The sequence below is a fragment of the Streptomyces viridosporus genome, from assembly GCF_002078235.1.
GTDB lineage: Bacteria > Actinomycetota > Actinomycetes > Streptomycetales > Streptomycetaceae > Streptomyces > Streptomyces viridosporus.
In genome coordinates this window covers 1-11500 of the sequence record NZ_MSGP01000394.1, presented here as the reverse complement: position 1 = coordinate 11500, position 11500 = coordinate 1, and the positions used below count along the sequence as shown (strand labels likewise).

Sequence of the window (11500 nt, the reverse complement as noted above, 5' to 3'; positions counted from 1 at the left end):
CCGGCCCGGAGCGCTCCGGGCACCACGACGGGCACCGCGATCGCGGGCGTTCGCCGGGCTCACAGGGTGGCGTCGGACCACTGCGCGAGCAGGTCGTCGTCGCTCAGCGTCTCCTCGGGCTCCCCTCGCCCGCCGTCCAGGAGCTGCTCGGTCCAGATGACCTTTCCCGTGGCGGTGTACCGGGTGCCCCAGCGTTCGGCGTACCGGGCGACGAGGAACAGGCCGCGTCCGCCCTCGTCGGTGGTCGCCGCGTAGCGCAGGTGCGGGGAGGTGCTGCTGCCGTCGGACACCTCGCAGATCAGATGGCGGTCCCGCAGCAGGCGGACATGGATGGGGGTGCTGCCGTAGCGGATGGCGTTGGTGACCAGCTCGCTGAGGATGAGCTCGGTGGCGAAACCCACCTCCGTCAGGCCCCATGCCTCCAGCTGCCGGGAGACGTCCGCGCGGACGCGGGACACGTCCGAGGCCTCGCGGGACACGCCCCAGCCGGCGACCTGATCGGTGCCGAGCACCCGGGTGCGGGCGACCAGCAGGGCGATGTCGTCGCTCGCGTGGTCGGGGGGAAGGGCGTCGAGGACGGCCCGGCAGGTCTGCTCGGGGGTCAGGTCGGGCTGGGACAACGCGTTCTGCAGAAGCGCCAGACCGACGTCGAGGTCCCGGCCGCGCTTCTCGATGAGCCCGTCGGTGTAGAGCACGAGCCGGCTTCCCTCGGGCACCTGGACCTCGGTGGCCTCGAAGGGCAGGCCGCCCAGGCCCAGCGGCGGACCGGCGGGCAGGTCCGGGAAGGTCACGGTGGAGTCCGGACGGACGACGGCGGGCGGCGGGTGGCCGGCCCGGGCCATGGAGCAGGTGCCGGAGGCCGGGTCGTAGACGACGTACAGGCAGGTGGCCCCGAGGATCGTCTCCTCGTCGTCCGGCTCCACCCGCTCCCGGTCGAGACGGGCCACCAGATCGTCCAGACGGGCCAGCAGCTCGTCCGGGGGGAGGTCGAGGGTGGCGAAGTTGTGCACCGCGGTGCGCAGCCGCCCCATGGTGGCCGCCGCGTGCAGCCCGTGCCCGACCACGTCCCCGACCACCAGGGCCACCCGGGCACCGGACAGCTCGATGACGTCGAACCAGTCGCCGCCGACCCCCGCCCGGGCCGGCAGGTAACGGTGCGCCACGTCCAGGGCGCTCAGCTCCGGCAGGCCGCGGGGCAGCAGACTGCGCTGCAGGGTGACCGCCATGGTGTGCTCACGGGTGTAGCGGCGGGCGTTGTCCAGTGCCACCGCGGCCCAGGCGGCCAGTTCCTCGGCGAACGGCACGTCGCTCTCGTCGAACGACTCGGCCCGCTGCGAGCGCCAGAAGTCCACCACCCCCAGGATCGTGCCGCGGGCCCGCAGCGGCACCGCGAGCAGGGAGTGGACGTCATCGTCCAGGGCGCGCTCCGTGCGCCCGGCATCCAGCGTCCGCCACGTCTCGGCGGCGCCCGGACCCGTCTCCAGCACCGCCCGCCCGCTCTTCATGCACCGGGCCTGGGGCATGTCGGCGGAGATGGGGATCCTCTCGCCCACCGCCACCGGCGGCTGGTCGGCGTAAACGCTGCTCAGAGCGACCCGGCACATCCCGGTGGGCACCCCGGACGGCTCCTCCCCGCGCAGCACCTCCTCGGCCAGTTTGACGGTGACCAGGTCGGCGAAGCGCGGCACCGCCACGTCCGCCAGCTCCCGCGCGGTGTGCACCACGTCCAGGGTGGAACCGATCCGCGACCCGGCGTCGTAGAGGAGCGTCAGACGCTCGCGCGCCATCTCGGCCTTCCCGGACAGCTTCCGCAGCTCGGTGGTGTCCCTGAGCGTCACCACGTTCCTGGCGCGTCCGTCGCCGGGAGCCGTGCGCCGCTTGTTGATCGCCAGCAACCGGTCGGCCGAGAGACGCACCTCGTCGGTGACCGTTTCCTCGGACAGCAGCAGTTCGACGATGCCCGGGTCCAGGCCCAGGTCGCCGACGTCCCGCTGCTCCGCGTCCGGCGGGAGGTTCAGCAGCCGTAGTGCCTCGTCGTTGGCCAGCACCAGCCGCCCGTCGTCCTCCGTGATCAGCACGCCCTCCCGCACCGCGTGCAGCACCGCGTCGTGGTGGTCGTACATCCGCGTCATCTCCTCCGGGCCGAGACCACGGGTCTGGCGCAGCAGCCGCCGACTGACCAGCGCCGTGCCGCCCGCGCTCAGGGCCACCGCCCCGGCCGCGGTCCCCAGGAGGACCGGAAGCCGCTCGGCCGCGGCGCTCGCCACCTTCTGCACCGTGATCCCGACCGCCACCGAGCCGAGGGTCGTACCGTCCGCCCCGGTGACCGGCACGAACGAGACCTCGGAGAGCCCTTCACTGGTCTCGATGGCGTCCGTGTGCGGAGCGCCCACGGGCCTGTGCGGGGCCGGTACGAGTGTCCCGATCAGCGAGGGGTCGGGATGGGCGTAGCGGACCCCGTCCGGCGAGAACACCACGACGAGGTCGACACCGGTTCCCCGCCGGATCTTCTCGGCGAGGGGCTGGAGCGTCCTGGCCGGATCGGGGCCGGCCAGCGCCGACGACGTGTCCGGGGAGTACGCGAACGTCTTGGCGATGTCCATGGACCGGAGCCGGGCCTCGTGGGTGCTGTTGTGCTGGGCCTGGAGCACGAGGACCACCAGCGCGGCGACGACGACCAGGATCGTGACCACCACCTGCAGCAGGAACACCTGGCCGGCGACGCTGCGCACGCGGAACAGCGACCGCAGCCACCCCGCGGGCCGCCGTGGTCGGGAGCGGTCGGCATCCCGGCCCCGCTCCTTGCTCTCGACCCGCTGCCGGTCGGATACCGTGCGTGCCCGGCGGCGGACGGTGAGGCCGGACGACGGAGCCGGAGGGCGACGGGGATGTGCGCTCACTGCTGCGTCTTCCTCCTCCCGATCGTCCGACCCGGGCGAGGTACCGGAATGTTCTTCGTATTCCTCACGAACAAGTCAAAGGTACTCTTCCCGGCCCGCCCCGGTACGGTCACGGCCGGTCACCGAGGGCGTCCGCCGCGACGGTCCGGCCCCCTTTCCGCCGAGGAACGGACTCCGGCGTTTCCCGCGGTCCCCGCTCCCGGGCCCCCACCCCGGCGGACGCCGTCGGCACTTCCCCTTTTCCCCGGGTGGGCTACGATCTTGGCCGGCGCGCCGAGAAGTCCGGTCGGCCACGTGGTCCACGGTCCCCGGGAGTCACCCCATGACGATGTACTCCGCACGACGCGCGCACGCGTGGTGGGCGTCGATCGCGGCCGTCCTGCTCACCGTGGCCGGACTGGTGACGTGGGTCCTGCCCGGGCCCGGACTGCCGGTCCTCGCCCTGGGGCTGCTGTGCTCGGCCGTCGCCGGCGTCCTGTGGCTCCGCGCCCGATCGCGGTGAACGCGACACGGCCCGGGTCCACGCCGCCCCCCGGACGGCGGGCGTGTGTCCTCCTGGGTTTCTTCTGGCTCGTCCTCGCCCTGTCGTACGCGGCGCTGACGCTGATGGGGGAGGCGCAGCTCCCGGTCGTGGGGCCCGCGGCGATGACGACGGCGATCGTGTTCTTCCCCTGGCTGCGCGCCCACGGCCGGGCCTCGCTCGGTGCGGGCGCGGTCGGTGCCGTGACGGCCTTCTCCCTGCTGGACGTGTTCAGGGAACACGCGGAGAGGCTGACCGCCGACGCCGTCACCTGCGCCGTGGCCGCCGTGCCCGCCGTCGTGGTCTACGGCCTCCTGGCCGGACGCTTCCCGCGCCGCGCCCCTCGCTGAGCGCCCGGAGAGTTCACGAGGGGCGGGAGCCGGGGTCGCCGTCGGCGGCACGGCGGGCGGGTGCGCGGGCGGGGCGGGCGGCCACCCGGCCTTCGTGTGCGCCGCCCCGCGCGTCACCCACGACGGGTGTCACCCCTGTGCGTCCTCCGGGAACTCCTCCTCACCGAAGCCCTCTTCGAAGCCCTCTTCTCCGAAGCCCTCTTCCCCGAACGCCTCCTCCGGGATGCCGCCGAAGAAGCCCTCCATGAGCTCGTCGATCCGCACCTCGGTGGCTCCCGCCGGAGCCGCGGCCTTCTCGCCCTTCCCCATGCGCAGCACCAGCGCGAACTTCTTGACCTTCGCGTTCTCCGCCAACTTGGCCAGGTCCACGGAGACTTCGGTCAGCTCGCCGTTCTTCAGCGTGAAGTCGGCCGTGACCTTCTTGTTCGGCGCGTCCTTGAAGTCCTTGGCCGTCGGCAGCTCGGCCCCCGGCGGCAGTTCCTTCGCCAGCGGGCGGAGCTCGTCGAACAGCTCGGTCAGCAGCGTGCGGAAGGGGGCCGTGGCCTTGATGTGCTCGGTGCCGTCCGACCCGCCGGAGGTCTTGAAGTCGACCTCCTGGGCGATGACCTGGCGCAGTGCCTTGACGATCTTCTTCTGCGTCTTGGCGTCGAGCGTGGGCTCCGCCGAGGGCGCCCCGCCCTCGGGGCCCTCGGCCCCTGCCATGTCCTCGCCGACCTCCTCCAGCTCCTTCGTCGCGATCTTGATCCACTCGCCCTCGAGGAGCTTCTTGAACGCCCCGGCGCTGTCCGGAAGTTCGTCGGCGGGCGGCATCGGGGCGCCCATCATCTGCGGGAACGCGTCCACGTCGACGCGGAGGTAGGTGTAGTCGCCGACCATCCGGTACTCGAACAGGGCTCCGTCCGGGCCGCTGAGCTTCACCGCCACGGCACTGAGGTCCTTCTCCTCGGACTTCTCGAGCGGCTTCTTGGACTGCACGGAGAAGGAGATCCGCGCGTCGCTGAACAGTTCGGCGAGCTCGTCGGGCATCTCCTCGCCGGGCTCCGCCTCGGCGTCCATCGCCTTCAGCGTCGCGGCGTCGGCGTCCAGGTCCAGCTCGAAGGAGAGCGAACGCTCCTTGCCGAGCTTGTCGAAGGCCCGGTCGAGCTTCTGTCCGGCGGACAGGTTCTCCACCGTTCCGCAGGCAGCGGAACCGGCCAGGACCGCGGTGGCGACGGCGGTGGCGGTGAGGGTCTTGCGTATGGCGGAAATGATGGTCTCCTCATGCATGCGATCAGGAAGATCGCTGAGGAGACCGTTCACCACCCCAAAAGGTTGCACGCCGCGTGCGGGCCGGTCCGCCGACGCGGAACCGGGAGGGGGCGCACCGGAGTTCGAGCGGGGTGCCGTCCCGCCCTCCGGCGTCTTTGTGGAAGGTCTCACGCGACGGCGTGGAAGCCGTCCACCACCGCAGCTCGGCGCATCCGCCCGCCATCGTCCGGTGCGCGTGCGACGGTCGTGCCGTCCGCGGATTCGGGCTGTGCGAGGAGCACCACCGCCATGGCCGGGAGCCCGATCCGCTCCCGCCCGACCCTGTGGCTGCCGGGATCCCGCGCCCCGGGGGAGAGCCCCAGAGACCCACCGCGATCCCGACGGGGGAGAGGCTCCGGCCGGCCCGCCCGCCCGGCCATGTGCCGTTTCCGAGGCCCCGAACCACCCAGGTGTCCACCTACTGAGACATGTTTCTCAAACAGGTACGTTTGTAGGACACCTCGGCGTTTCGTCGGGGTCCGTAAGAACGGATGCAAGAAATGGAGATCCGCATGTCTCACCCCCTGCTGGTGGACCCGGCCTGGCTGCACGAGCGCCTCGGGGACCCCGCGATCCGGATCCTCGACGCGACCACCTTCCTCACCCAGCCCGAAGGCGACGGCTACTACGACGTCGAATCGGGCCGCCAGGCGTACGAGAAGGCCCACATACCCGGCGCCGTCTTCGCCGACCTGCTGAACGACCTCGCCGACCCCGACGCGGCCACCACGTTCACCGCGCTCGACAGCGAGACGTTCGCCGCCCGGCTCGGCGCTCTCGGCGTCGGCCCCGGCACCCACGTGGTCGTCTACGACCAGGGCCCGAACATCTGGGCCACCCGGCTGTGGTGGAACCTGCGGTACGAGGGCTTCGACGACGTGTCCGTGCTGAACGGCGGTCTCCCCGCCTGGATCCGGGCGGGGCACGAGGTCAAGAGCGGCGTGGAGTCCAACGAGCCCGCCGTGTTCACCGCCCGGCGCCGTCCCGAGCTCTACGCCGACAAGGACGCGGTCCTCGCCGCGATCGAGGACCCCGGCACCCGGCTGGTGAACTCCCTCGACCGGCCGACCTTCGCGGGCACCCGCCAGACCTACGCCCGGCCGGGCCGTATCCCCTCCAGCACGAACGTCCCCTTCCCCGAGCTCGCCGACGCCGACGGCCGCCTCCGCGGCCCGGACGAGGTCCGCGGGCTCTTCGACGAGGCCGGAGCCCTGGACGAGTCCAAGAAGGTCATCACGTACTGCGGCAGCGGCATCGCCGCCACCGCTCTGGCCTTCCAGCTGGCCGCCCTCGGCCGCCCCGACGTCGCCGTCTACGACGGTTCCCTCACCGAGTGGGCCGCCGACCCGGCCCTCCCCCTCGAAGTCGACTGACACGGCTCACCCGGCCTCCCCGGACCCGAACCGTCGGGGGAGGCCCGCCGGCCGCCGGCCGTCCGGCGGGCCGACCGGTTTCGACTGGTCCCGGCCGGTTCAGGCCGGCCGTCCGGCGTGCGGGAGCGCTTTCCCCTCGCTCACCGCGTACTGCACACCCGCTTCGGGGCCGCTCCGCTGTCGACGCCTTGCGCGGACTGCGCGTCCTGCACCCTCTGCACATCCCGCAGGAGGCCCGGGATGTCGGGGTCCTGCCCGTCGGCGGTCCTCGCGATGGTCAGCAGGACGGCCTCGTAGAAGGCGTCCCGCACGGCGGGCGCCATGACGTCCGAGGCGTCCAGGCAGCGGGGCCCTTTCCCGAGCCGCCGGGCGATCTCGTGTTCGACCGCGTCGCCCGGTGGCTCCACCCGGCGGTTCGCCGAGAAGACGTTCGCCTGCTCGGCCCACTTCTGCTGGCCCTCCTCGGAGGCCAGCCGCCGGATCAGCGCACGGGCCTGGGGGCGGTCGCTGAACAGCGCCGCGAAGTCGCCGGTCACCTCGTGGGCCCGGGCCCGGTTGCCGCCTCCGGGCAGCAGCGGAGCGGAGTCCATCAGGTCGGCGTGCTTCGCGTCGTCCCGGTAGAAGGAGAGCGCGAAGGAGCCCTGGTGCTCCAGGGTGCACCCGCCCCGGTCGTCGAACAGCAGCCCGTGGCCGTCCGGGGCGCCGCGGTGGTCGGTGAGCAGGGCGTTCTCGGCCGCCTTCTCGTCCCGCCGGAGCAGATCGGCCCACGCCTCCCAGGCGGTGAGCACCGGAGCGCTGCGCCACCACTCCACCTCGCCCGTGTCCAGCGCCCACTTCTCGTAGACGTCCGGGCCCGCCCGTTGCAGCACGAGGTCCTCGATCCAGTCGGTGCCGGGCCAGCCGGAGGCGCCGTCATCGCCCATGCCGATGCACCAACTCCTCATCGAGTCAGGTGCTTTGTCCGGTCGGTGCCCCTTGCGGTACCAGACGATGCTCTTCAGGTCCGCCTTGACCGGGACCCAGTAGACGTGTTCGGAGGGCGAGCCGGTCGACTTCCAGGGTGCGCCGTACTCCTGCGGGTCGTAGAGGCCGTCCAGCGGTTTGAGGAGGTTCTGGTCGGCGTACTCGGCGAGTTCGCCGAGACCCGGCATGATCACGATGTCCGGGGGCTCCCCCGACTGCACCTTGGAGAGCAGCACCTCCCGTTGGGCCGCGGTGCCCTGGTAGCGGAAGGGGATGCCGAAGCCCCGCAGCACGGTTTCGAACTGCTCCGCCTGCTTGGCCGTCCACGTCCCGAGGATGGTCACCGGTTCCTCCTCGTCGTGCTGGGCCCAGACCACCACCATGCCGCCGGCGGTGATCAGCAGCATGACCACGACGAGGACCAGCATCTTGAACCGTCGGGTCACCGTCGCCTCCAGTAGTCGTTGTCGAGCCGGAGACCGAGCCCCAGCGCGGGCAGGACGATGGCCAGCAGGCTGCCGACGAAAGCGCCCCGGTACACCCGGTCGGTCCAGGCGCCGTCGGCCATCTTCTGCCGGACGTCCTCCGACACCCCCGTGACGAACTGCTGCGCCTCGGCCGGTTCCGGGCCGCTCCGCCAGGACGTCTCGGTGATCTGCCAGGACCTCTCGGTGATCCGCCACAGATCCCCGATCACCCCGTTGAGGTCGTCCTGGGTGGAGGACGTCGCCATCAGCGGGACCACCGCGAGCAGCACGGTGAGGACGAAGGCCGCGAGCAGGTACGGGTTCCAGTCGCGGCCGCAGCGGTCGCGCAGCACGAACAGCGCCGAGAGCAGGGTCAACGCCACCAGGACCAGGGAGAGTTCGGCGAGCCACCACCCGCCGCGCTGCCACCGCCCCATGGCGACCGTGGCTTCGGCGTGCTTCATCTGGACCTGCTGCAGTGCCTTCAGACGGGGCACGAGCCCCACCCCCTCGCGGGTGAGCAGCGAGTCCGCTTCCACGAGCTTCTGCTCCTGCATGAGGGGCTGGTCGCGGTAGCGGGACGTGCCGAGGCTGAGCGAGTCGCTGTAGGTGGCGAGCAGACCCTTGACCGTGCCGAGGTCCTGGTCCGTGCGGTCGGCGATCCGGGACAGGCCCTGGTCGGCGGCCGAGAGCTGGGACCGGTAGGTCTCGCCCGAGCCCGCGACGCCGATGAGGTCCATCTCCACCAGGGCGTGGGCCTCCTGGTTGGCACGCAGAGCCGCGAGCCGGGTGGCGGCGAGCCCCTGCACGGCCGGTGCCTCGCGGGACGCGAGTGCTTCGGCGCCGTGCTGGGCCTGACGGCAGGAGAGGAACAGGGCGGTCGACGCCACGGCCGTGAGCAGGAACAGGACCAGCAGGTGCACCTCCAGCAGCCGGCGGGTCCGCCAGGGGCGCAGACGCCGGCGCCAGAAAGCGGCGGGGGAGAGCCGGCGCCAGGAGGCGGCGCGTCCGGTCGTCACAGCAGCCTCTCCCCGCACGCGATGCAGTAACGGGCCTCGCTCCCGGCCGAGGCGCCGCAGTCGCCGCAGCGCGGGCCCGGCCGCGCGCCGACGGCGTCGGCCAGGGGGCCGCCGGGACGGGACCCGGCGCGCAGGATCAGCGGGCCGAGGGTACCGGCGTCGACGGCGCGCAGCCGGACCCGCCCCGCGGCCGCGTCCTCGATGTCGGCGACCGTGCGGATCTCGTCCAGCACCCAGTCCGTGCCGAACCGCGCCGCCAGCCGGGCGGCCTGCCCCAGGCGGTCCTCGGCGGTGTCCCGCTGGTGTTCCTGGAGGGCGACGAGCCCCTGGCGCAGAGCGCTCCGCATCCGGGCGGTGGCGTTGAGGCCCCGCACGCTGTCGGCGCCCGCCGGGTCGTGGGGCGGGGACTGCCCGGGCAGGTGCCAGCGGGCGGTGACGGGCGCGTGGACGTCGCCGATGGAGACCATGGCGAACTGCAGCTCGGTCTCCAGCGGGTCGGCGTCGGAGTCGGCGACCAGGGTGAGCAGGTAGTCGCGTCCGCCCTGCTCCCACTGGTAGGTCGGGAAGCTCCAGCGGTGCGGCCGGCCGGGCTGGAGCAGCCCGCCGAGGCGGTGCGGCCGGGGCGCCTTCTCGCTGAGCGAGACCTGGCGCACGGAGGGCCGCACGGTCACTTCGATCGGCAGGTGGGGCGTGTGCACCCGGCGCAGCCGGTGGATGGCGGCAGTGATCGCGTGGCCGAGTCCGTCGTCCACGAACTCGGCCGTGCCGTGCAGCCGTTCGGCGAGGGTCAGCAGCGGGTCGGGAGCCCAGTCCGCGCCCACGGCGAACACGTCGCAGGTGAACTGCCCCGCGCAGGAGTCCAGTTCCTCCTCGAGGCGGGTGTCGCCGGCGGCGCTGCTGCCATCGGTGATCAGCACCAGATGGCGTACGGACACCGGCCGGCCGGCGAGCAGGGCGCGCGAACCGGCCACCCAGGCGGCGTACCCGGCAGGACGCGGCCCTTCCCGGTGCAGCGGGAGCGATCCGGCGACGAAGGCGGCCCGGCGCCGTTCCTCCCGGTCGGCGACGGCCCACTCGTCGTCGCCCCGCGGATAGCACCGGACCGGCTCGGGGCCGCTGCCGAGCACGGCGAAGGAGATGCGGTCGGGCAGGGCGCGCAGCGCCGACGGCAGGGCGTGCCGGACGGCTGCCCGGTTGTGTTCGGCGACGTCCACCGCGATGATCACGGCGAGCTGGACCGCGGGCAGGTCGGTGGGAGCGCCGTCGGCGGCCACGTCGACCCGCAGATGGGCCTCGATCTTCGCGCTCCGGTGCGGGCGCAGATCGCCGCCGAGGTCGACGTGCAGTCGGATGCCCGGCTGCGGCGGCCGGGTGTGGCTGCTCATGTCGTACGTCACCGCTCCTTCACCTTCGTCGCCGCGGCACACCGTGTGCCGGGTGCCGATTCGGTCGGTCGTGCCGTGCGGTCGGTCGGTCGTGCCGGGGGGCCGATCTGTGGTGCGGTCGGTCGGTCGTGCCGTGGAGCCGATCTGTGGTGCCGGGGGTCGGTCTGGGGTGCCGTGCGGTCAGAACACGGTCTGGGGCCGTACCGCGTGCATGAGGTCCACCAGGTGTTCGTGGGCGGCGGCCGGCTCCTGGTGGCGTGCCGCCAGTCGCCGGTAGAGCGACTCCATCTGCCTGCGCAACTCGCGCTCCGGCGCGCTCAGACGCCGCAGACCGCGGGCGTCGAGCCGTCCGGCGCCCCTTCCCGGGGAGCCGGGCCGGTCGCTGAGACCGTGCACCGCGTCCAGTTTCCATTCGTGGAGTTCGGTGCTCAGGCGCAGTGCCTCGTCCTCGGACAGGCTCGGCTTCCCGGCGCCCGGTCTTCGGCCCACGAGGCCGCGCAGTTCGGCCAGCGCCGCGTCGACCTCGGTGGGCGCGGGCAGCGGGTCACCGTCCCCGGGCAGCCGGGCCGCGCGGATGCGCAAGGAGGCGATCCGGGCGACGGTGTGGTCCAGGGTGCCCTGCCGGACCCGGCCGAGCACGTCGATGGCCGCCCGGCGGTCGCCCGCCCGGAGCGCGAGCCTGGCCAGGCCGAGGGCGGCGCCGCCGTGCGCGGGGTTGCGGGCGAACACCGCCTCGTACAGTTCCCCGGCCGTGGGCTCGGCCGGGTCGTCGCCGAGCCGCTCCGTGCAGTAGGCGAGGGCCAGTTTGGGGGCGTACTCGCCGGGCAGTTCGAGGTGGACCCGCGTGAAGTGGCTCCTGGCCTCGGCGACCTGCCGCGGGTCGTCGTCGAGTTCGGCGCTGCGCAGCGCGAGCAGGGCGCGGTGCCACTCCAGCCGCCACCGGCGCACGGCGGGCGGCCCGGGGACGGAGTCGGCGGTGTCGAGCTCCTCCTGGGCCCGCTCCAGGTCCTCCCGGGTGTTCCGGCCCAGCAGGACGCGCACGTTGTGCAGGCAGATCTCCACCGAGCGCGGCCTTACGCCCTCCTGTTCGAGGAGCTGGCCCGGGTCGTAGCCGCTGCTCACCTCGAACCGCGCCGTCTGCGGATCGCCCGGATACGGCCTCGGCACCGGCAGGCAGGCGGCGATCTCGGTGGGGGTGGGGGCGCCGAGGTCGAGGGCCGGTGCCGAGGCCGTATC

At 73.0% G+C, this 11500-nt stretch carries 9 protein-coding genes; 3 read left to right on the top strand and 6 right to left on the bottom strand.

The window, feature by feature from the left end:
- Positions 1-59: 59 nt before the first annotated feature.
- Positions 60-2741 (bottom strand): SpoIIE family protein phosphatase, encoded by a 2682-nt coding sequence (locus B7L92_RS26520; protein WP_255311145.1) that lies wholly within the window; start codon positions 2739-2741, stop codon positions 60-62.
- 481 nt (positions 2742-3222) lie between these two features.
- Between B7L92_RS26520 and B7L92_RS26515 the strand changes: the two genes are divergently transcribed.
- Positions 3223-3402, top strand: coding sequence for a hypothetical protein (locus B7L92_RS26515; protein WP_081239906.1), 180 nt, complete (start codon positions 3223-3225; stop codon positions 3400-3402).
- The gene (locus B7L92_RS26510) at positions 3399-3770 is read left to right on the top strand and encodes a hypothetical protein (RefSeq protein WP_255311144.1); all 372 of its coding nucleotides are present in this window, start codon (positions 3399-3401) and stop codon (positions 3768-3770) included. The genes B7L92_RS26515 and B7L92_RS26510 overlap by 4 nt, the downstream gene beginning before the upstream one ends.
- 129 nt (positions 3771-3899) lie before the next feature.
- On the opposite strand, the gene B7L92_RS26505 is transcribed toward B7L92_RS26510, so the two are convergent.
- Entirely contained in the window at positions 3900-5036 is a 1137-nt protein-coding gene (locus tag B7L92_RS26505) for a hypothetical protein (RefSeq protein ID WP_081239904.1), read from the bottom strand.
- Between the two features lie 533 nt (positions 5037-5569).
- Between B7L92_RS26505 and B7L92_RS26495 the strand changes: the two genes are divergently transcribed.
- On the top strand, positions 5570-6430 hold the full coding sequence (locus B7L92_RS26495; protein ID WP_170102245.1) for a sulfurtransferase: 861 nt from the start codon (positions 5570-5572) through the stop codon (positions 6428-6430).
- Positions 6431-6570: 140 nt separating this feature from the next.
- Here the strand turns inward: B7L92_RS26495 and B7L92_RS26490 are convergent, their stop codons facing one another.
- The 4 genes from B7L92_RS26490 to B7L92_RS26475 form a co-directional block, all read right to left on the bottom strand.
- Complete coding sequence (locus B7L92_RS26490) at positions 6571-7839, bottom strand: ABC transporter substrate-binding protein (protein WP_081239901.1); 1269 nt, start codon at positions 7837-7839, stop codon at positions 6571-6573.
- A complete protein-coding gene (locus B7L92_RS26485) occupies positions 7836-8879 on the bottom strand; it encodes a hypothetical protein (protein WP_107501608.1) in 1044 nt (347 codons plus the stop codon). The genes B7L92_RS26490 and B7L92_RS26485 overlap by 4 nt, the downstream gene beginning before the upstream one ends.
- Complete coding sequence (locus tag B7L92_RS26480) at positions 8876-10264, bottom strand: vWA domain-containing protein (RefSeq protein ID WP_081239908.1); 1389 nt, start codon at positions 10262-10264, stop codon at positions 8876-8878. Before B7L92_RS26480 ends, B7L92_RS26485 begins: the two co-directional genes overlap by 4 nt.
- Before the next feature lie 180 nt (positions 10265-10444).
- A partial coding sequence (locus tag B7L92_RS26475) for a tetratricopeptide repeat protein (RefSeq protein WP_304364714.1) occupies positions 10445-11500 on the bottom strand: 1056 nt, incomplete at its 5' end.